Source organism: Pseudomonas emilianonis (assembly GCF_023072625.1).
In the GTDB taxonomy this organism is placed as follows: domain Bacteria; phylum Pseudomonadota; class Gammaproteobacteria; order Pseudomonadales; family Pseudomonadaceae; genus Aquipseudomonas; species Aquipseudomonas paraveronii.
Genome location: NZ_JAKNRV010000062.1, coordinates 1 through 20,797, shown reverse-complemented (window position 1 = coordinate 20,797; position 20,797 = coordinate 1). Strand labels below are relative to the sequence as shown.

The window sequence follows — 20,797 nt, the reverse complement described above, 5'->3', positions numbered from 1 at the left end:
CCATATCTGGTGCGCCCGGAGCAAAGCGTGATCGGTCGAGTGGCCGTGGGCGTGCGCTGCCTGGACGAGGTCGCGGGTTACCTGCAAGTCAGCGTGCGGGTGGTCGGCGACTATGTGGTCAGCCGTCAGCGCATCGCCGCGGGCGAGGTGATCAAGGCCCCGATGCTGGAACTCAAGCGCGGCCCGCTGGAACGCCTGCCCAAAGGCAGTGTGTTCGAGCCATCGCAGATCATCGGCCGCCAGGCCAGCCGCAACCTAAGCCGGGGCATGGTGATCACCACAAATCACGTGCGCGAGCGTTGGTTGGTCGAGCGGAACGCCCGCGTGGTCCTGCAGGCCCAGGGCGCTGGCTTCAGCATCAGCCGCGAAGGCAAGGCACTGGATAACGGCGGCCTGGGCAGCACCGTAAGGGTCGTGGGCAACGATGGCAAAATGCTCAACGCCCAGGTGGTAGGCCAGAATGAATTGCTGCTGCGTTACTGATTTTTTCAGCGAAACCCGATTACCGGTCAAAGTTTGCCGTCGCGATTGCCGATAGTTGACCCAACCACAGCCAATTGAAGCCTCTAACGTGAAAATCATAAGTGCAAACCTGACCAACACCCTGGCGCCCGCTGACAGCAAAGCAGGCGGTAATCAACGCGTTGAAGTGCAACCCCTCGAAGCCACCCTCGACGACGGTGTGCAAGTCTCCAGCAGCACCGCCAGCTCGCAGGTCGCGACGTCGGCGGACGTGGACATGGAGAAGGTCGCGGCGCTGCGCCAGGCCATCGACAGTGGCACCTACCAGGTCAGCGCGGATTCGATCTTCGACGGCCTGGCCGCAAGCGTGCGCGAAACCCTCCCATGAGCGCTGGTCGATGAGCAGCAGGTGCCTATGAGTCTGGCTAAACACTTGGCGTTGCAGCAGCAGGCGATTGTCGAGCTGGTCGACTGGCTGGAACTGGAACGGCGTGCATTGGCCCAGGCCAAGGTCGACGGTGAAAAACTGCAGGAACTGACCGCGTGCAAGCAGGCGGCGTTGCAGAAGCTGGAGCAGTTGGAAGCGATTCGGTCTGGGGCGCAGTTGAAGCTCGGCTATGGGGCAGGGCGGCAAGGGGCGCAGAGGGCGGCGCAGGATGCTGATTGCCTGGCGGCTTGGCGGGAAGTGCAGGCGCTGGCGCGGCGGGCGCGGGAGGTCAATGTTGCCAATGGTGAGGCGCTGAGGCAGCGGATGGCGTGTAACCAGCGGATTGTTGGGTTTCTTAATCGTATTGGCGGTAACAAGTTGTATGGGCCGGATGGGCGGACGCAGCGAAGTGATGGGTGAGCTGGACGCGGGTGGTTTTTCTCCCGCGCCGCGCCCGCTGATCAGCCCGGCTTCTCAATACGAGCTCGCCGTGTTGAGGGACTCAGAATTTTACATTGAAGCCGGCATACATCGATCGAGGCGCCGCAGGGGTGGTTGTTTGCGGATTTGATAGCCCAAGCGACGGGATGTCGCCCACGGCCGCGAAAGTACCGTAGGTGGCATATTTGCGATCAAGGGCATTGTCCAGTTTTGCGAACAGTTTGATTGTTTTGGTGAGCTGATAATCGCTGTGGACATTGAACACCGCGTATCCGGCCAACTTGGCATTCTGGTTTGAATCGTCGCCAACATAATACTGGCTGCTGTTGGTGATCATGTCTGCGCCCACGGTCAAGGCAGGTGTCAATTTATAATCCCCGCCCATCTTCAATTGCCATGGCGAAATACCGGGGATTTTTTCGCCTCGGGCGACAGTAATATTGCCGTTGGCATCGGCTTGAGGATTGTTGGCCGACGTCAGGCTCAGGTTGGATTGGTAGGTTGCATCGACATAGGCCAGCGTCGTGTAGGCAGACCAGTCGGAAGTTCGGTACTGGACGTAGGCATCGATACCCTGGCGACGGGTTTTGCCCGCATTCACATAGTAGCCATAGCCTGGGACCAGGCTGCTGGGCTGGCTGACGATGTCATCGGTGTTGTTAGTCCGGAAAGCGCCGAGTTTCCAGTCAATCGTCGAGTCGGCGCCCACCGTGCTGTGACCACGAAGACCTGCCTCGTATGTTTTTGAGACCACCTGTTTCAGGGTTGGGTCTGACACCAGGAAGCCTTCGAGCAAGCAGGGTTTCGCCGGGTTTGCGCAACCCAGTTCGAGCGGTGTGGGGGCACGGTTGGCTTCGGAGTAGCCGCCGTACACGGTCAGGTCTGGCGTCAGCTTGTAGGTGAGGCCGGTGAGCGGGTTCAAGCGAGCGTAGCGATGATCACCGGTGAGTTCGGGGGAGTTCCCCAGCGCGTCATTCAGGTTGATCTGAGCGATATTCAGCCGCGCACCGAGCGTGGCCGACAGGCGATCGGTGATGTCGAGCGTATCGGAGGAAAACAGCCCCTGATACGTATTCTTCGCTCTCAGCCTGACCGGTTGAATCAAGCCGTCGCTGGTTTGATACGTGATTCCGGAGCCGATTACGTAAGGATCTATTGTGGTGTCCGGTATCGTCCCGAGCTCATTGCTTCCGGAAAACGACAGGCTGGAGTAGTCGATGTTGGCGCCTGCCACGAAATGATTGTTCAGCTTCAGGAGCGAGCCGTCATACGTGGTCTGGAGAGAGGCGCCGACGGTGTCGGAGTCGACGTGAGTGCGGTCTATTGACCCGGCGATCCCCTGGTTCAATCCGGAGCCAGGCAGCAAGTTCGATGATAGGTTTTCTCCGCTCCTGGCGTTCTGCGTGGCCGCGTCGCCAAGGCATAACTGCGTTGGGTCGCCCGCACATGCAGCCACATCGGAGGTGTTGCCATCGACATGTTTCTGGTCGAAATGGCGCACGTAGATATTGCTTTGCACCGCCCAGTCGTCATTGATCGAAACCTTGCCGTTAAGGCCGATCATCAACATGTTGTTTTCGGTTGTCTGGGGAAACGTGTAGACGCTCGAGTATTTTCGGGCCAGTTCCTCGACTGGGGTCGGGCCAATGACCCCCAGCGTGTTCGACGCGCCCGAGAGGCTTAGATGGAACTCACGTTCGTCGTCCTTGTAGCCAAGGTCGGTGTAGAACCGCTTGATCCTCGAAGAGGAGTGATCGCGCCAGCCGTCTTCATGGATTTCTTCACCGGAGGTGTAGAAGGCCCAGTTGTCTTTTTGGGCGCCGTATTGCAGAGAGCTGCCGATGCGTCCGAATGATCCTCCTGTGACCTCGGCTTCCAGTCCGTCATAGGTGAAGCCGTTCTTCAGTTGCAGATTGATCGCCCCGCCGAGGGCGTTGAGTCCGAAGACCGGATTGCTGGTCCATACGTCAGCACGGTCAATGGCCACGGTGGGCACCAGGTCAAAATTCACGGTATCGCCAAACGCTTCGTTGATACGCACGCCGTTCAGATAAACGGCCAGCCCCTGCGGGGTTCCTTGCATAGCGGAGGCTCTGAAGCCACGCAAATTGATGTCCTGCGAGAACGGGTTGCCCTGGACATCCGAGATCTGAAGGCCTGGGGTCTGTTGAGACAACGTGTCCAATACTGAGGCTGATTTATTGCGGTCGAAATCATCGGCAATCAGCGATTGAGTATCGGTAGGCACTTTATCCCGATCGATTGAGTCGCCGGCCACGGGCGAACTGCCGATGACTTGGATCGTCGGCAATTCCGTTTCTTGTGCATGCGCGCCCATCGGTACGCAAATGCAGGCCGAACAGAGGAGCATACGTTTTAACGTCTGGTACATAGTCGGCCTGCGTATTTAGTTGCGCAAATTATCAACACGATTAACCCCGGACTTCGGGGGTAAGATGATAAAAGCGAGGGTGTGTTAAAAACCATAATGCTGACGTGTCAAATACGTCAACGCGTCTTTATAAAACCACGACCTATTAATATGAAACTTAAGACTATTGGATGAGTCGATGGGTGTGGTTTTCTTACGATATTTTTTTCGGTATGAACGTAATAAAGATGAGAAGGTTAGTTGGCTAACTACAGTCGCCAAGGATTCCTTTCTATTATGCCCATGGCAGGCAATTACGCATTTGCCGTCTACCCGTACCAATTTCCGACCGCGCCAGGGGTGGGCGCCGAGGTTCTGGACCTATCAGGTTTTCTGAAACGTCTCACCGGGCAGCACCAGGGTTTGGTCTGGGGGGGTGACATCTGCGTTGAAGATGGCTATGTCGCTGGGATCCCTTCAATGATGTGGTCATACCTAAAAAGTCACATCGCGTGCGCCCTCGCGCGCTGGACTGGCACGACTACGCGGTGCGTGACTCTACTGATTGGGAACGCTCAGCAGGTGCCAGGTCGCCGTATGACGAAACGAGGTGCCGGAATGCCTTACGGAGACCCGGCTCACCACCATTCAAGAATCGTTGACTAATGAGTCTTTTAATGTGGCGAAATATTTCAACGAGGTTTACCTATAGACTCGCTCCTTATACGATGAAAACCGCATTTACTACTCGCCATTAGATCTGACTCAGCGATGATTACTCATTGACTGTCAACGATGTGATAAATCTATGATTTCTGGTCGCGCAAAGTTTGCGCATTAAACAATAAACGGCAACTGGATACAGGCGCGATTATTTCGTGCACCTATCTCCACGCTATTACTGAGTATCTGAACTATGGGCAGCACTGATTTGCTGACTGAAAAAGCTAAAGATTTCAGTATTGTTATAGTTAACTATAAAACACCAGAAATAACCAAAATATGCTTAGAGCTATTGCACCAGCATGTGGGTAGCAGCGGCGTCCCAGTATGGGTGGTTGACAACTATTCCGCCGATAAAAGCACAGAGTATTTGCGCACGCTTGACTGGATCAACCTGATCGAGCGGACCACTTCCGAACCAGAACAGGGCCATATTGCGCACGGCAAAGCACTCGATATGGCGTTGGAACGTATTGATACTGACTACGTATTTCTGCTGCACACCGATACGTTTATTTTCGATAAAAATGTGTTTCCGATGATGCTGAACAAATGCATCAAGAACCCGAAGCTCGTAGCTGTCGGTTGCGTAGAGCAATTAAATCGTGGCACCACTAGAACCCTTTGGCGCTTTAGCTCACGACTATTCAAACACCACTTCAGACGTATGAAACTTTCCCTTGGACTACGTTCCAGAGAACCAAAGCCGTACAGGGAATTTTACCTGAAGAGCTTCTGCACGTTATGGAACTGCAAACTAATAAAACAGCACGGCCTGCATTTTTCGATAGATGATCGAGTGCCTGGTTATACTCTCCAAGACCGCATGACCGAGTTTGGTTATAGCGTTGAGCTTTTGTCGCCGCGTAAGATATTCAGTTATCTCGATCACATTCAGTCCGGCACTGTAGCTGCAGCCGGAGGCTATGAAACGACTCATAGACGAACCAAGATGTACAACAATATCCTGAACCGCCTAAACAAGGGCGACAGCAAAGGTCACACGTCGCCGGCACGCAATAAATAGTGTGGGCAACACGGCTAAAAGTCATCCATAGGTCTTTATGTTCAGGTTATTGGAGCGGTCATGACACCCATCACGCAAACACTACCCATCACCCTCTCCCCGGAGCTTGATTTCGACCAGAACGCCGCCAGCACTTTTGGTCACTCGCTAGCCAGTTGCTATGTCCAGGCCGCGCCATTTCCACACATCGTTATCGATAACTTTTTACCGAAAGACCTGATTGCGAGTATCTGCGCGCACTTCCCGGTCGAGCCAACCCACAACGAAATGCTCTACGAGCGTGGCTATAAAGGTCAGCACAAACGGCAAATCAGCCCCAACGAATGCGACCCTTATCTGAAGACGGTTTTCAACGCCTTTAACTCGGCACCCATGTTGCAATTTCTTGAAAAGCTGACGGGCATCGAAGGTTTGATACCCGACCCCTACTTTATCGGTGGCGGGCTGCATGAAACAAAAAATGGTGGTTTCCTGGGTGTGCACTCGGACTTCAGACTCAACAAAAAGCTTAATATTGAACGCAGACTGAATGCCATTATTTATCTCAACGAAGACTGGCAAGAGGAATACGGTGGCAACCTGGAGCTTTGGGATGTCGACATGAAGACTTGTCTTAAAAAAGTCCTGCCGATTTATAACCGCTGCGTCATTTTCAACACGGACAAAGACAGCAACCACGGGCACCCAGAGCCTTTGACGACTCCGCAGCACATCACGCGCAGGTCTATAGCGCTTTATTACTACACGGCGGCCACCGTGGCGGTCGATCCCGCACAAAGAAACAAAACCCATTACAAGCCAAGGCCCAAAGATCGTTTAAGCCTCAAATACTATGTGAGCAAGCTGATCAAGAAGAAAAACTAAGCAATATCGCCAGACGATGGCTCTCACGTAAGGGTCTATGGCCTGCATCAGGCGCTCGCCAGCGCGTATGGTATGGCTGAGCGCCGATTGAGCCGCGGCGATCCTAGCCGCAGCCTAAGTAAAGCTGCACTCACGGGCGACTACCAGAAAGCGAGCAGGGTATTGGCGTTCTCGCGCAGCATTCATAAGACTCCTTCATGGGTAGTTGCGCGTTATAGCAACGCCTGGAGCGCTTGGCCCGGCATAAATCCCTGCTCTGGTACCCGCCACCTGCATGCCAGGGCTACAGGTTGCGGGCGATGTTCAGCGCAGCGTAACTCTGGGCTACCGGCATGATTTCCACCGAGTTGATGTTCACGTGCGGCGGCTGGCCTGCTATCCACACCACCGTGTTGGCCAGATCCTCAGGGCGGATTGCCTCCACGTCGCGGTACAGGGCATTCACTGCGTCCTGGTCACCGGCCAGGCGTACCAGTGAAAACTCCGTGCCCGAGCACAGCCCCGGCTCAATATTGCTGACCCGTACCTTGGTGCCCGCAAGGTCTGCGCGCAGGTTCAGGCTGAACTGTTTAACGAAGGCCTTGCTGGCGCCATATACGTTGCCGCCCGGGTAGGGATACGTGCCGGCAATGGAGCCGATGTTGATGATCAGCCCGTTGTTAGCTTCCACCATGGCCGGCAGCAGCTTGTGGGTGACCATGGCTAGGCCGGTGACGTTCGTGGCGATCATGCGCTCCCAATTCTTCGCATCGGCGCTCTGGGCGCGGTCGATACCCAGTGCCAGGCCGGCGTTGTTCACCAGCAGGTCGATGTGCAGCGACGCGTCGCGAATCGATTCGCAAGCCGCATCCAGCGAGGCGGCGTCTGTCACGTCCAGGGGCAGGGCAATGAAGTGCTCGCCCAGTTCGCGCTTCAGCTCCGCCAATTTGTCTGCGCGGCGGGCGCCGCCGATTACGCGGTAATTGTCAGCGATCAATGCACGGCAGATGGCCTTGCCGAAGCCAGCGGAAGCGCCGGTCACAAATGCAGTTTTCATCAGGTTCTCCTTGAGGGTTGAATCAAGCCAGGTACTTCACGCCAAGGCTGGCGAACAGGCAAAGCATCGAAAGCACCAACACCTTGCGCACAACGTCGTTGCCTTTACGGATGGCCAGGGCGCTGCCTATGTGGTTGCCCAGGATGTTGCAGGCCACCAGTGGCAGGGCCAGCAGGTACACCACCTTGCCGGCCACAACGAAGGCGACCAGAGCGCCAATGTTGGAGGCGAAGTTGAAGCTCTTGGAGTTGGCCGAGCTGGACACCAGGTCCATCTTCAGCAGGTAGTGGAAGGCGATGATGAACATGCTGCCAGTGCCCGGCCCGAAAAAGCCGTCGTAGAAGCCGATGACCAAGCAGGTCAGGGGCACCACGGTGAACAGCATGCGGTTGCTGAGAGTGTGCTCTTGTACCGGCCGGTCCTTGGGCGTGAGAAAGATCAAGATGCCTAGAGGGATAAGCGCCAGGATGATCTTGCCCACGGTTTCCGGGGAAATCGACACGATCAGGTGGGCCCCCATGTAAGCGCCCAGCAGCGCGAACGGCACGCCCACCAGCGCCACTTTCCACACCATCTTGCTGTTGGCGAAGAAGTTGCGGATGGCGGCTAGAGTGCCAAGGGTGCTGACCAGCTTTTCCTGGCCCAGCGCTACCTGCGGCGGCAGCCCCACCAGCAGGAAACCGGGGACTAGGAACAGCCCGCCGCCCCCGGCGATGCTATCTACGAAGCCGGCGACAAAAGCGATTGCGCCCAGCAGCATGATGGCCAGTATCCAGTGTTGGGCCCAGAACGATCCGAGTAATTCCATGGTGGTACCTGTCTAGTCAATGTGGCGGTCAGGAAAGGACTTCATAAAGGTGGTCGGCGCGGCTGTGGCGCACACGGGTCAGGTCGTTGACCGCGAACAGACGGATCAGCCAGCGATCAGCGCCGTCGTTCTGCGGCTCGAAACCGTCGCGGGCGTGCAGCACGCGCTGGTTCTTGAAGATCATGAAGTCGCCGGGCAGCAGCAGGTGTGGCTCGTCGAACTGACGAGAGTCGAGCAGCGCTTTGAGTGTGTTCAGCGCGCACTCGCCTTTGAGGCTAATCGCGTGGGTGTTTTCGCAGTCCATGCGGCACAGCCATTCGCCGCTCAGACCGCGCACCAGCACGGGTAGCTCGGCGGTCTTGCGACGGTTGCTGGTGAAGGAGTCGGGGCGATGAATCACGAACTGTGGCGCGGTCAGTTCACTAATCGTGGTGGCGGGCAGTGCAGCCACCAGTTCATCGACATTGACCAGCGTCGTGTTGATGCGTGGGTCGCAGCGCATGCCGAAGAACGACAGGTATTCGGGGCAGCAGGAGAGCGTGCCGACGTTTTCCGAAGATAGCGGGAGGTCTGGGTTGTCGACGTGGTAGGAGAAGCGCAGGCGCGACCCGTGGGAGCTTTTCTGGCTGGAAGCGTTGCGCGACGGGATCACGTGGCGGAACAGGCGGCCGTCATTTTCGCCTTCGTATACCACCGGGTTAATGCCTAGCAGACTGTGAATCGATAGGCTGACCAGGCAGGCGATGGGTGTGCTGCGCGGGCTCAAGACCCCGGAGTAGGGCGTTGGCGGTGTGTCTCGATCACGAGGGCAGTTGCGGATGATCAGCGCGGTCAGCTGCGGGTTGTCGACAAAGGAGCGGATCTGCTCGGTCAGCGTCGTGCCCAGCACGTCCTGCGCCTGCTCCTTGAGCTGGAAGTAGATGTCCCGGTTGTGTTCGAACTCAAGTGGGGTCTGATTCAGCACCGCTTGCCAGGCGCTGGCTATGACCCAAGGCAGTCGGATTTCCAGGGCGGTGGCAGCGTCGACTGCGGTCTTGAGGTATGCGCTTTCCATTTCGGGTGATGTTCCATGTTTTGATGTGGGTGGGCAAAAAAATTGAATCGATGTAATCATTCTAATTATTTGAAATCAATCGAATCAATATTTTTTGATGCTCAAATTGATATTATTTTTATTATGTGATCTAACATAATGATTTTATTGGTTTTTATGTGCGGATAAATCCGCAGTCGATGCTGCCCGACTGCACTCCTCCTGCGCCACGGCGAAGATGCTTGGCGCGAAACGCGGTCGCGCTGCCTTACGGTGGCGGCTAAATCCTTGTGTTTAGGTAGAAAATAAATGATGTGTATTTGATCGGTGTAATATTGGTAATCGACTTATATTGAGTCGAATGTTGTGCGATTACGCTTATGAAAAGTTTCATGCTAGGATTTCGCGCTTCAGTTGTTTCTGGTGTCGTTCCTATGTGGGTTCCTGAATACAGCGGCCATGGCCAGCCGGTTTACTTGATGATCGCCGACGCACTGGCGCGTGACATCGCTTCCGGGCGCCTGGCCGCGGGCGAGCGCCTGCCTACCCTCAAGGAGCTGGCTGAGGCGTTGAAAGTGACGCCGGGCACCATCGGCCGCTCCTACGACGAGGCGGCCAAGCGCGGCCTGGTTATCGGGGAAGTGGGGCGGGGCACATTCGTGCTGCCGTCCCGCGGTGTCTTGGCACCGGTGGCCAGACTCGGCATTGCCTCTAAGGTAGATACCGGGCAGATCGACCTGTCGATCATCAAGCCCTGCGACGCCGGCATGAGCGACTGGCTGCGAGGAGCGATCGAGGAGTTGGCGCAGGCGCCCGAGTTGGGGGCGATCCTGGATTACGTCACCGACGGCGGCCATTCCGTGCATAAGGAAGCCGGGGCGTTGTGGGTGCAGCGCAGCTTGCCGGACGCCAACGCCCAACAGATCGTGTTGACGGCCGGTGCCCAGCACGGCTTGCTGGTGGCCATCGGCGGCCTGTCCAGCGTCGGCGATATGATTCTGTGTGAGGAATACTGCTATCCGGGGATCATCTCCCTGGCCCACAGCCTGGGCCGTCGCCTGCAAGGGGTGCAGGTCGATGAGCACGGCCTGGTGCCGGCTGCGCTGCGGGCCGCGTGCATCGAGCACCGGCCCACGCTGCTGGTGACGGTGGCCACGCACCAGAACCCCACCAACTCGATCATGCCCGAATCGCGTCGCCTGGAAATCGCCGAGATCGCCCGCGAGTTTGATCTGTACATCATCGATGATGATATCTACGGCTTTCTTGAGACGCGCCCCGCGCACAAGCCGTTGTCGGCCTATGCCCCGGAGCGCTCGGTATACCTGACCAGCCTGTCCAAGAGCTTGCTACCGGCCCTGCGCATCGGTTACCTGTACGCGCCGCCGCAAACCCTATCGCGGCTGTCGTCCATGGTGCGCAGCAGTGTGTGGATGCCGTCGCCGCTGATGGCCCAATTGGCCAGCAACCTGATCACCAGTGGCCGTGGGGCGCAATTGGTGCGGGTTCAACAGGAGGAAGCCGCGGAGCGCCAGCGCCTGGCACGGCAGCTACTGGGCTCGTATGACATTCGCACCCAACCCAACAGCTTCCATGTGTGGCTCGAATTGCCCGAGCCCTGGACCAGCGACGAGTTCGCCAACCTGGCGCGCGCCAACGGCGTGATCGTGGTCAGTGGCAGCCAGTTCCTGGCCCAGCGCAGCGCCAGCACGCGTGGGGTGCGCATCGCCCTGATGGGGCCTAGCCGTGCGGAGTTGGGGTTTGCGTTGACCAAGCTGGTCAGCCTGCTGGCGGCGCCGGAGCCGCGGTTGTTTTATTGATTGTTGTGGAGGCGGTCAGTGGAAGGCATGAAGGCGATTGTCTTGAGGTCTTTTGCGCTCTTAAGATTGAGCGGCGCTCCCCGGCTCAGCCTCTCAGCCGCGAGAGTTGGCAAGCCGGGTGTCAGCGTAATCCTTCCTTAGTACGGCCCCCCAAAACCTTGCGTAGTGCTTCAGGCTGTTACCGCCGTAGGGACAGCAGCCAGAGAGCTGCGACGCCTGACGCCGCACAAATCCTTATCAGTGTGCCCCCTTTAGCGCTCCAGACAAGTTTTCAGGCGCGAAGAAAAACTATCGAAAGACAGTTTGCTGCCCGTATTTGACTCACGTTTCGTAAGCAATGGCGTAGGTGTTCCCGGAGCGCTTGATATGAGCAAAGCCGAGCGCGCCCAAGTGCATGCCAGCGACCATCAAATTGTCTGAACTGGCAACATCCAGTAGCCTTGTTCGCGTGGCCGCCGATAGCAGCGGGTCCTGGTCGAAGGCAATCGTGACATCTGGGCGCGCAATCTGAATCTGAGGAAAATGAACAATATCGCCCCACACCAGCAGGCCGCCTGCTGCGGACTCGAAGCGGTAGCCGCAATGCCCGACGGTATGTCCAGGCAACGGCATCGCGCTGATGCCCGGCAGGACGTCATTGGCGGTGAACGGGCGCAGATTTTTCCGGTACCGCTCGAACACCCTTCGAGCAAACAGAAAGTTTCCACGCGCGCGTTCACTGGCCTGGCCAAGGTGGCCATCGTCCTCCCAGAACGCTAGTTCTCGCTGATGCACAACCAACTCAGCATTGGCGAAGGCCATTTCTCCTGCTGCGTTCAACAAGCCACCGATGTGGTCGGGGTGCGCGTGAGTCAGCAGAATCGTATCTATGTCACCGGGTTGCACGCCGGCCAATGCAAGATTGGCCAGCAACTCGCCGCCCCATTGATTGAATCCGCCGGCGCCGGCGTCGATCAGAATCGTTCGGCCACGCCCACGTACCAGATAGCAATTGATATGGATCGACGCTGGCTCGCTGATTCCGGCGGCTAACTGAAGTCGGACCGCCTCTGTTGGCGCGATGTTGGCGAGAAAATCCAGGCTCGCCCCCAAGTAGCCGTCGCTGATGGCGGTGATTGAAAACTCGCCGACTTGCTGGCTGGGGAGTTTCCAGTGAGGTATGTCCACGTTACTCATGACTGTAACTGCCCGGTCATGGCGCGATAGACATTCAGCCCCTGCAGATCGCTGGCCCTGGCCTGAGCGCAATCCAGTTTGGCCAGCCAACGGTGTGCAGGTGTCTTGTCCAACGCAACGGCGTGCAGCGCTAAAGGCGTAAGGCCTAACTCAATCAGCACGTGAGGGCCTTGTTCACTGACCAACAGGAGTTCGTCCGCGCCTACGGCAACTGCCTGGTCCGGCCCGGCATAGAGGTTGCGTCTCCAATCAGCGATGTGCGACTGCCAGCGGGAAAAATTGCCACCGCCTTTTTGGCGGTACTCGTCGCTCTGCAATACGGCAAGCGTGTCGACTGAATGTAAGGCCAGGTAGGCCGGGCAAGTGCCGCTCAAGGCTTTGAAGCGCTGTGAGGAGCTGAAACCGCTCACCGAGATCAGCGCCGGCAGTTTTTCCAGGCTGTAAAACCCATTCCATTCGGCTTCGCTGGCGGGGTCAGCGTAGTTGCATTCGACTGTGTAAATCATAACGTCACTTCACGGATTGATGTTCCATCATGCTAGTGGCACGGTAATGACCCACAAAACGTTTTTTCGGCACCCTTCAGTGACTAAACATCAAGCTGATTACCTTGATTCCAGGAAAGACCATGCGTCGAAAGCTCCCTAGTAATGCTGCCCTGATTGCCTTTGAAGCAGCAGCCCGCCATGGCAGCTTCGCCCGTGCCGCAAACGAATTGGCCTTGACCGAGGGCGCAATCAGTCGGCAGATAGGTCGCCTGGAAGCCTTTCTGGGCGTCACGCTATTCGAGCGCGTTGGCAACCGCGTGCGGCTCTTGCCTGGCGGTGAGCGCTACGCGGCGCAAGTGCGCGAACTACTCGACCGCCTAGACAGGGACAGCCAGTATTTGATGGGCCAGCCCAGAAACGGCGCAAGCCTGGATATCGCCGTCAGCCCAACCTTTGCCCTGCGCTGGCTAATTCCTCGGTTGTCCGGCTTTGGTCAACAACACCCGAATATCTGCGTGCACCTCTCGGAACGTATGGAACCGTTCGTACTCGCTGGCAGCGGTTTTGACGCCGCCATCCATTTTGAGCACCCGGCCTGGACGGGCATGCACACGCACCGCCTGTTGAACGAAGTGTTAATTCCGGTTTGTCACCCTGGCCTCCTGAGTCCGGGCACGCAGGCAACGGCTCTGGATTCGCTCCCACGATTACACCGACGACAGAGCCCGGATGCCTGGCAGCGCTACGCCCAGGAAACCGGGATTGTCCTGAGCAACGCAGCGATGGGCGCGCGCTACGATTTGCATGCGATGTTGATCGAGGCCGCACTGGCGGGTCTTGGCGTGGCGCTTGTGCCGCGCCTGTACGTGGAAGCAGAGCTGGCACAAGGCCGGCTGGTTGCGCCATGGCCGCAGGAGAAGAATATCGCAAAGACCTTTTGCCTCGTGTTACCTGAACCCCTTGAACTGAGCCGCGTGCCCATCCAGGCATTTGCGCATTGGCTGTTTGGGGACGCGCAGGTGAAGTAGCGGCAGGTAATCAGCAGGTAATCAGGGTCAGACCACGATTGTTTCCGTCAACACTCGCCTAACCCTCGCAATTTATTCGGGGGGGGATGGCGAAGGCGGCGGGGGGTTAGCCTGATTAATTGATTGTGTGACGGCTGGTGTTATCGCTGGCAAACCAGCTCCTGCAGGCTGATGCGCTGAGCACGGGTTTCGCATTCGTCCACTTTTCGACAGGCGAAAAAAAAGACCTTGAATTTCAAGGTCTTTTTTTAAGATGGTGCCCCGAGGGAGAATCGAACTCCCACTTCTTTCGAAAACGGATTTTGAATCCGCCGCGTCTACCAATTCCGCCATCAGGGCTCAATGGCGGCGAAGTATAGAGATGAGATTACCGTTGGTCAATCACGTTTCATGGTCAATTTTGACTATTTCCGCTAGACTTCCCGGCCCTGCTAGACGAACCCCATCATGCGCGTTGCTGACTTTACTTTTGAGCTCCCTGATTCGCTGATCGCTCGCCACCCTTTGGCCGAGCGTCGCGCCAGTCGACTGCTGACCCTGGACGGGGTGAGCGGTGCCCTCGCACACCGTCAATTCACTGATTTGCTTGAGCATTTGCGCCCGGGCGATTTGATGGTGTTCAACAATACCCGGGTGATTCCGGCGCGGCTATTCGGCCAGAAAGCCTCCGGCGGCAAGCTGGAAATTCTGGTGGAGCGGGTGCTGGACAGCCATCGCGTGCTGGCCCATGTGCGTTCCAGCAAGTCGCCGAAACCGGGGTCGACCCTGCTGATCGATGGCGGTGGCGAAGCCGAGATGGTGGCGCGCCATGATGCGTTGTTCGAGCTCAAGTTTGCCGAAGAAGTGTTGCCGCTGCTGGAGCGCGTCGGCCATATGCCGTTGCCTCCTTATATAGACCGCCCCGACGAAGACTCGGACCGCGAGCGCTATCAGACGGTCTACTCCCAGCGCCTCGGCGCCGTGGCCGCACCGACGGCCGGGCTGCATTTCGACCAGCCGCTGCTGGATGCGATCGCCGCCAAGGGCGTCGAGAGCGCGTATGTGACCCTGCACGTGGGGGCCGGCACGTTTCAGCCGGTGCGTGTGGATAACATCGAAGACCACCATATGCACAGCGAATGGCTGGAAGTCAGCCAGGACGTCGTGGACGCGGTCAACGCGTGCAAGGTGCGCGGCGGGCGGGTTATTGCCGTGGGCACCACCAGCGTGCGCTCCCTGGAAAGCGCGGCGCGTGATGGCGTGCTCAAGCCGTTCAGTGGCGACACCGATATCTTTATTTACCCTGGCCGGCCGTTTCATGTGGTCGATGCCTTGGTGACCAACTTCCATTTGCCGGAATCCACGCTGTTGATGCTGGTGTCGGCATTTGCCGGTTATCCGGAGACCATGGCCGCTTATCAAGCCGCCATCGACAATGGATACCGTTTTTTCAGCTACGGTGATGCGATGTTTATCACCCGTAATCCGGCGCCACGCGGCCCAGAGGAACAACTATGAGTCGTATGTCGTTTGAATTACTGGCCACCGACGGCAAGGCCCGTCGCGGTCGCCTGACCTTTCCGCGCGGTACGGTAGAGACCCCGGCGTTTATGCCGGTTGGTACCTACGGCACCGTCAAAGGCATGCTGCCGCGCGACATCGTCGCCACCGGCGCCGAGATCATCCTCGGCAACACCTTCCACCTGTGGCTGCGCCCGGGCACGGAAGTGATCAAGAAGCACGGCGACCTGCATGACTTCATGAAGTGGCAAGGCCCGATCCTCACTGACTCGGGTGGTTTCCAGGTGTTCAGCCTGGGCGCGATGCGCAAGATCAAGGAGGAGGGCGTGACCTTCGCCTCGCCGGTCGACGGTTCCAAAGTGTTCATGGGCCCGGAAGAGTCGATGCAGGTCCAGCGCGACCTGGGCTCCGACATTGTGATGATTTTTGACGAATGCACGCCGTACCCGGCTGATGAAGACGTCGCGCGGGTTTCCATGGAGTTGTCGCTGCGTTGGGCCCAGCGCTCGAAGAACGCCCACGGCGATAACACCGCAGCGCTGTTCGGTATCGTCCAGGGCGGCATGCATGAAAGCCTGCGTAAACGCTCGCTGGAAGGCTTGGACAAGATCGGCTTCGACGGCCTGGCCATCGGCGGTCTGTCGGTGGGCGAGCCCAAGCACGAGATGATCAAGGTGCTGGATTACCTGCCGGGCCTGATGCCGGCTGACAAACCTCGTTACCTTATGGGCGTTGGCAAACCGGAAGATCTCGTAGAGGGTGTGCGCCGCGGTGTGGACATGTTCGATTGCGTGATGCCAACCCGTAATGCCCGCAATGGGCATCTGTTCATCGATACAGGCGTGCTGAAGATCCGTAACGCGTTCCATCGCCATGATGATTCGCCGCTCGATCCCACCTGCGACTGCTACACCTGCCAGAACTTCTCCCGTGCTTATCTGCACCATCTGGACAAGTGCGGGGAAATGCTGGGTAGCATGTTGAATACCATCCACAATTTGCGTCACTACCAAGTCCTGATGGCTGGTTTGCGCGAGGCTATTCAACAGGGTACATTGGCCGCCTTCGTCGATGCCTTCTATGCCAAGCGCGGGCTCCCTGTGCCGCCCTTGGACTGAGTTTTCCGACCCTAAGATTCACTATTTGCAACTGGAGTGCTAAATGAGCTTTTTTATCTCTAACGCCATGGCTGATGCCGCTGCGCCTGCTGCTGCCGGCCCCCTGGGCGGTGGTTTCGAGTGGATTTTCCTGGTCGGCTTCCTGGTCATCTTCTACCTGATGATCTGGCGTCCACAGGCCAAGCGCGCCAAAGAGCAGAAAAACCTGCTCGGCAGCCTGCAAAAAGGTGACGAAGTTGTGACGACCGGCGGTATCGCGGGCAAGATCACCAAGGTTTCCGACGCTTTCGTGGTTCTGGAAGTCTCCGACACCGTAGAAATGAAGTTCCAGAAGGGCGCCATCGCCGCCACGCTGCCTAAAGGCACGCTCAAAGCGATCTAAGTTCCAACCTTTACCAATCGACGGGGCGCGCAAGGCGCCCCGCGTTATAAGCGGGCGGCGTGATGCTGAACAAATACCCTCTGTGGAAATACCTACTGATCCTGGCGGTGCTGGCGATCGGTTTTATTTATTCCGCTCCCAATCTCTATCCTGATGACCCTGCGATCCAGATCTCTGGCGCCAGCACTTCGCTGAAGGTCAATCAGGCTGACCTGGAACGCGCGAGCAAAGCGCTCACCGATGCGGGTATCCAGGTTAAAGCGGCAACCTTGGCAGCTGATGCGAAGGGCGGCTTGTTGCGCCTGACCAAGCAAGAAGACCAGTTGCCGGCCAAAGACGTCGTGCGTAAGGCCATGGGTGACGACTATGTTGTCGCGCTCAACCTGGCACAGACCACGCCAAAATGGCTGCGCAGCATTGGTGCGCACCCGATGAAGCTGGGTCTGGACTTGTCCGGTGGTGTTCACTTCCTGCTGGAAGTCGACATGGACAAGGCCCTCGACGCGCGCCTGAAAGTCTACGAAGGCGACGTGAAGAGCCTGCTGCGTAAAGAGAAGTTGCGTTATCGCAGCCTGCCGCAGCTCAACGGTGCCATCCAGCTGGGCTTCTCTGACGAGGCCGCGCGCGAACAGGCCCGTGCGCTGATCCGCAAGAACTTCAACGATTTCGACATCGTACCGGCCGACCTCAACGGTCAACCTGTACTGCGTCTGGCGATGACCCCGGCCAAGCTGGCGGAAATCCGCGAATACTCCATCAAGCAGAACTTGACCACGGTACGTAACCGCGTCAACGAACTGGGTGTGGCCGAGCCGATCGTTCAGCGCCAGGGTGCCAACCGCATCGTGGTTGAGCTGCCGGGCGTGCAGGACACCGCTGAAGCCAAGCGCATCCTCGGTAAGACAGCCAACCTGGAATTCCGTCTGGCCGCCGAGCCGGGTGCTTCCAAAGCCACTTCCGAGACCTTCGAGTTCCGTGAAGGCAACCGCCCTGCGGCGCAGATCGAGCGTGGCTTGATCATCACCGGCGACCAGGTGACTGACGCCAAGGCCGGTTTCGGCGAGCACGGTACGCCTGAAGTGAACATCCGCCTGGATGGCCACGGCGGCGAACTGATGAGCCGCGCCACACGCAGCAACGTCGGTCGCAGCATGGCGGTGATCTTCATCGAGCAACGCCCGATCACCACCTACACCAAGCAAATGGTCAACGGCGTCGAGAAAGACGTGCCGGTGCAGACCTTCAAGGAAGAGAAGAAGATCATCAGCCTGGCGACCATCCAGTCGCCGCTGGGTGCTCAATTCCGCATCACCGGCCTGAACGGCCAGGGCGAATCGTCCGAGCTGGCCCTGCTGCTGCGTGCCGGTGGCCTGGCTGCGCCGATGTACTTCGCTGAAGAGCGCACCATCGGCCCGAGCCTGGGTGCCGACAACATCACCAAGGGTGTCGATGCGGCCTTGTGGGGCATGCTGTTCGTGTCGCTGTTCATCATCGCCATCTACCGCTTCTTCGGCATCATCGCTACCGTGGCCCTGGCGGGCAACATGGTGATGCTGCTGGCCTTGATGTCGCTGCTGGGTGCTACGCTGACCCTGCCAGGTATCGCCGGTATCGTGCTGACCATGGGTATGGCGGTGGACGCCAACGTGCTGATCTTCTCGCGGATTCGTGAAGAGATCGCCGCTGGCATGACTGTGCAGCGTGCAATCAACGAAGGCTTCGGCCGGGCATTTACCGCGATTCTCGACTCCAACCTGACCACATTGCTGGTCGGCGGGATTCTCTTTGCCATGGGCACCGGCCCGGTCAAAGGTTTTGCGGTGACCATGTCCCTCGGTATCTTTACCTCGATGTTCACGGCCATCATGGTGACCCGCGCAATGGTCAACCTGATCTTTGGCGGGCGTGACTTCAAGAAGTTGTGGATTTAAGGGGCTGCCATGTTACGTACAATCAACTTCATGGGCGTTCGCAATATTGCGTTCGGCGTCACTGTGCTCCTTACCGTTCTGGCGTTGTTCAGCTGGTTCCATAAGGGCCTTAACTACGGTCTGGACTTCACCGGCGGTACGCTCATCGAGCTGACCTACGAGAAGCCAGCCGACGTTAGCCAGGTGCGCAGCGAGCTGGTCAAGGCCGGCTATCACGAAGCCATCGTGCAGAGCTTCGGTGCGACCACCGACCTGCTGGTGCGCATGCCGGGCGAAGACCCGCAACTGGGTCATCAGGTCGCCGAGGCCTTGCAGAAGGTCGGCGGTGATAACCCTGCGTCGGTCAAGCGCGTCGAGTTCGTCGGCCCGCAAGTGGGTGAAGAGCTGCGCGACCAGGGTGGTCTCGGCATGCTGATGGCGCTCGGCGGCATCATGATCTACCTGGCTTTCCGCTTTCAGTGGAAGTTCGGGGTTGGCGCCATTGTGTCGCTGATCCATGACGTGGTGGTAACCGTGGGTATCCTGGCGTACTTCCAGATCACCTTCGACCTGACCGTACTGGCTGCCGTGCTGGCGATCATTGGTTACTCCCTCAACGACACCATCGTGGTATTCGACCGGGTTCGAGAGAACTTCCGCGTACTGCGCAAGGCGACGCTGATCGAGAACATCAACATCTCCACCACCCAGACCCTGTTGCGGACCATGGCGACGTCGATCTCCACCTTGCTGGCGATCGCGGCACTGATGATCTTCGGTGGTGACAACCTGTGGGGCTTCTCCCTGGCGCTGTTTATCGGCGTTCTGGCGGGCACCTACTCGTCGATCTACATCGCCAACGTGGTACTGATCTGGCTGAACCTCAACAGCGAAGACCTGATCCCTCCGGCCGCGACTGGCAAGGAGGTCGACGACCGCCCTTGATGGGTGAGCGTTGATTTGTTGTTACAAAGAAGGCGCGAGTATTGAACTCGCGCCTTTTTTTTTGCTCCAAGGCTGGGTATAGCGCGGATCTTTCGGTCCGTTTGTGATGGTCAGGAGGTTCAACGTGAACAAGTCGTTGCTGGTTGGTGCGGTATTGGGTGCTGTCGGTGTGACTGCAGGGGGTGCTGTTGCCACCTACAGCCTGGTAAAAAGCGGCCCTGAGTATGCGCAAGTGCTGGCGGTGCAGCCGGTGAACACCCAGATTAAAACGCCTCGCGAGGTCTGCAAGGACGTCGCAGTGACCCGGCAGAAGCCGGTGCAGGATCAACATCAGATCGTCGGTACGGTGGTCGGTGCGCTGGCCGGTGGCCTGTTGGGTAACCAGGTCGGTGGCGGTAACGGTAAGAAGCTGGCCACCGTAGCCGGTGCGGTCGGTGGCGGCTACGCCGGTAACAAGGTTCAGGAAGGCATGCAGAACCGCGATACTTACACCACCACGCAAACCCGCTGTAACACCGTCAACGACATCAGCGACAAGGTTGTCGGCTATGACGTGCGTTACACCTTGGGTGGCAAAGAAGGTACGGTGCGCATGGACCGTGATCCAGGCGGTCAGATCCCGGTCGATAAAGAGGGGCGTCTGATCCTGGGCCAGAACCAGCAATAACCCCGGGCCTGGCACAGTTCACAATGTGGGAGGGGGCAAGCCCCCCTCCCACAGTTGGCTTGTGGTGTTGCTGGTATTTAAGCTCACACCAAATTCCAGGCATAAAAAAAGCACCCCGAGGGGTGCTTTTTTGTGCTCGCTCGCTTAGCGCTTCAGCGAAGCCGGCAGGTGCGGCTGGATCGCCGTCAACACTGCCTTGAAGCATTTGGTGTTACCGGCAACCACGTGGCCCTTCTCCAGGAAGTCGTGACCACCGGTGAAGTCGCTCACCAGGCCGCCGGCCTCTTGGATCAGCAGGGCGCCCGCCGCCATGTCCCACTCGGACAGGCCCGACTCCCAGAATGCATCGAAACGACCGGCGGCCACGTAGGCCAGGTCCAGGCTGGCTGCACCGGCGCGGCGGATGCCGGCGGTCTGGCCAACCAGGGCGCGGAACATGCCCAGGTAGTTGTCCAGGTTGTCCATCTGGTCGTCACACGGGTGCGACCGCCGCCGCCGGCAGGCCGGGTCCAGGCGTCTTCGATAAAGCGAGTGTCCGTCTCGAAGGTTTCCAGGGCGCTGCAAATACGGT

The 20,797-nt window shown here is 58.1% G+C and carries 20 protein-coding genes and 1 tRNA gene; 13 read left to right on the top strand and 8 right to left on the bottom strand.

What is annotated here, in order from left to right:
- From flgA to L9Z73_RS09560, 3 genes are all read left to right on the top strand, one after another.
- Positions 1–483, top strand: a 483-nt coding sequence (flgA, locus tag L9Z73_RS09570) for a flagellar basal body P-ring formation chaperone FlgA (protein WP_247399306.1), incomplete at its 5' end; no start/stop codon positions are given.
- Positions 484–571: 88 nt separating this feature from the next.
- A complete protein-coding gene (gene flgM / locus L9Z73_RS09565) occupies positions 572–850 on the top strand; it encodes a flagellar biosynthesis anti-sigma factor FlgM (protein ID WP_247399303.1) in 279 nt (92 codons plus the stop codon).
- A 27-nt stretch (positions 851–877) separates the two neighbouring features.
- A complete protein-coding gene (locus L9Z73_RS09560; RefSeq protein ID WP_247399298.1) occupies positions 878–1,309 on the top strand; it encodes a flagella synthesis protein FlgN in 432 nt (143 codons plus the stop codon).
- A gap of 82 nt (positions 1,310–1,391) precedes the next feature.
- On the opposite strand, the gene L9Z73_RS09555 is transcribed toward L9Z73_RS09560, so the two are convergent.
- On the bottom strand, positions 1,392–3,722 hold the full coding sequence (locus tag L9Z73_RS09555; protein WP_247399294.1) for a TonB-dependent receptor: 2,331 nt from the start codon (positions 3,720–3,722) through the stop codon (positions 1,392–1,394).
- 895 nt (positions 3,723–4,617) lie between these two features.
- Between L9Z73_RS09555 and L9Z73_RS09550 the strand changes: the two genes are divergently transcribed.
- Positions 4,618–5,451 (top strand): glycosyltransferase, encoded by an 834-nt coding sequence (locus L9Z73_RS09550; RefSeq protein WP_247399292.1) that lies wholly within the window; start codon positions 4,618–4,620, stop codon positions 5,449–5,451.
- A 60-nt stretch (positions 5,452–5,511) separates the two neighbouring features.
- Positions 5,512–6,315, top strand: coding sequence for a 2OG-Fe(II) oxygenase (locus L9Z73_RS09545; RefSeq protein ID WP_247399289.1), 804 nt, complete (start codon positions 5,512–5,514; stop codon positions 6,313–6,315).
- Positions 6,316–6,598: 283 nt separating this feature from the next.
- Here the strand turns inward: L9Z73_RS09545 and L9Z73_RS09540 are convergent, their stop codons facing one another.
- From L9Z73_RS09540 to L9Z73_RS09530, 3 genes are read right to left on the bottom strand one after another with little or no spacing between them, the layout of a single operon-like run.
- The gene (locus L9Z73_RS09540) at positions 6,599–7,351 is read right to left on the bottom strand and encodes an SDR family NAD(P)-dependent oxidoreductase (RefSeq protein WP_247399286.1); all 753 of its coding nucleotides are present in this window, start codon (positions 7,349–7,351) and stop codon (positions 6,599–6,601) included.
- Between the two features lie 22 nt (positions 7,352–7,373).
- Positions 7,374–8,159: a sulfite exporter TauE/SafE family protein gene (locus L9Z73_RS09535; protein ID WP_247399267.1), complete on the bottom strand. Its 786-nt coding sequence runs from the start codon at positions 8,157–8,159 to the stop codon at positions 7,374–7,376.
- Positions 8,160–8,187: 28 nt separating this feature from the next.
- Positions 8,188–9,213, bottom strand: coding sequence for a TauD/TfdA family dioxygenase (locus L9Z73_RS09530; RefSeq protein ID WP_247399264.1), 1,026 nt, complete (start codon positions 9,211–9,213; stop codon positions 8,188–8,190).
- Between the two features lie 413 nt (positions 9,214–9,626).
- Here L9Z73_RS09530 and L9Z73_RS09525 point away from each other — a divergent pair, with 413 nt between their 5' ends.
- A complete protein-coding gene (locus tag L9Z73_RS09525; protein ID WP_247399261.1) occupies positions 9,627–11,012 on the top strand; it encodes a PLP-dependent aminotransferase family protein in 1,386 nt (461 codons plus the stop codon).
- A 321-nt stretch (positions 11,013–11,333) separates the two neighbouring features.
- Here the strand turns inward: L9Z73_RS09525 and L9Z73_RS09520 are convergent, their stop codons facing one another.
- A complete protein-coding gene (locus L9Z73_RS09520; RefSeq protein WP_247399241.1) occupies positions 11,334–12,188 on the bottom strand; it encodes an MBL fold metallo-hydrolase in 855 nt (284 codons plus the stop codon).
- Positions 12,185–12,694, bottom strand: coding sequence for a sugar ABC transporter (locus L9Z73_RS09515; protein ID WP_247399239.1), 510 nt, complete (start codon positions 12,692–12,694; stop codon positions 12,185–12,187). The genes L9Z73_RS09520 and L9Z73_RS09515 overlap by 4 nt, the downstream gene beginning before the upstream one ends.
- Before the next feature lie 122 nt (positions 12,695–12,816).
- Here L9Z73_RS09515 and L9Z73_RS09510 point away from each other — a divergent pair, with 122 nt between their 5' ends.
- Positions 12,817–13,704, top strand: coding sequence for a LysR substrate-binding domain-containing protein (locus L9Z73_RS09510; RefSeq protein WP_247399236.1), 888 nt, complete (start codon positions 12,817–12,819; stop codon positions 13,702–13,704).
- Between the two features lie 254 nt (positions 13,705–13,958).
- Here the strand turns inward: L9Z73_RS09510 and L9Z73_RS09505 are convergent.
- Positions 13,959–14,043: transfer RNA gene (locus L9Z73_RS09505), tRNA-Leu, on the bottom strand.
- A gap of 108 nt (positions 14,044–14,151) precedes the next feature.
- Here L9Z73_RS09505 and queA point away from each other — a divergent pair.
- The 6 genes from queA to L9Z73_RS09475 all read left to right on the top strand — a co-directional run bounded on the left by queA (position 14,152) and on the right by L9Z73_RS09475 (position 20,226).
- Complete coding sequence (queA, locus tag L9Z73_RS09500) at positions 14,152–15,201, top strand: tRNA preQ1(34) S-adenosylmethionine ribosyltransferase-isomerase QueA (RefSeq protein ID WP_247399233.1); 1,050 nt, start codon at positions 14,152–14,154, stop codon at positions 15,199–15,201.
- Between the two features lie 5 nt (positions 15,202–15,206).
- Positions 15,207–16,322: a tRNA guanosine(34) transglycosylase Tgt gene (gene tgt, locus L9Z73_RS09495; RefSeq protein WP_010565220.1), complete on the top strand. Its 1,116-nt coding sequence runs from the start codon at positions 15,207–15,209 to the stop codon at positions 16,320–16,322.
- A 43-nt stretch (positions 16,323–16,365) separates the two neighbouring features.
- The gene (yajC, locus tag L9Z73_RS09490; RefSeq protein WP_076017553.1) at positions 16,366–16,704 is read left to right on the top strand and encodes a preprotein translocase subunit YajC; all 339 of its coding nucleotides are present in this window, start codon (positions 16,366–16,368) and stop codon (positions 16,702–16,704) included.
- A gap of 62 nt (positions 16,705–16,766) precedes the next feature.
- Positions 16,767–18,635, top strand: a complete 1,869-nt coding sequence (secD, locus tag L9Z73_RS09485; protein ID WP_247399230.1) for a protein translocase subunit SecD — start codon at positions 16,767–16,769, stop codon at positions 18,633–18,635.
- 9 nt (positions 18,636–18,644) lie between these two features.
- Positions 18,645–19,559, top strand: a complete 915-nt coding sequence (gene secF, locus L9Z73_RS09480) for a protein translocase subunit SecF (protein ID WP_247399227.1) — start codon at positions 18,645–18,647, stop codon at positions 19,557–19,559.
- Between the two features lie 124 nt (positions 19,560–19,683).
- On the top strand, positions 19,684–20,226 hold the full coding sequence (locus tag L9Z73_RS09475; RefSeq protein ID WP_247399224.1) for a glycine zipper 2TM domain-containing protein: 543 nt from the start codon (positions 19,684–19,686) through the stop codon (positions 20,224–20,226).
- 144 nt (positions 20,227–20,370) lie between these two features.
- Here L9Z73_RS09475 and L9Z73_RS09470 read toward each other — a convergent pair.
- Positions 20,371–20,797 (bottom strand): inositol monophosphatase family protein (locus L9Z73_RS09470; protein WP_282598570.1); only part of this gene is annotated, 427 nt, incomplete at its 5' end.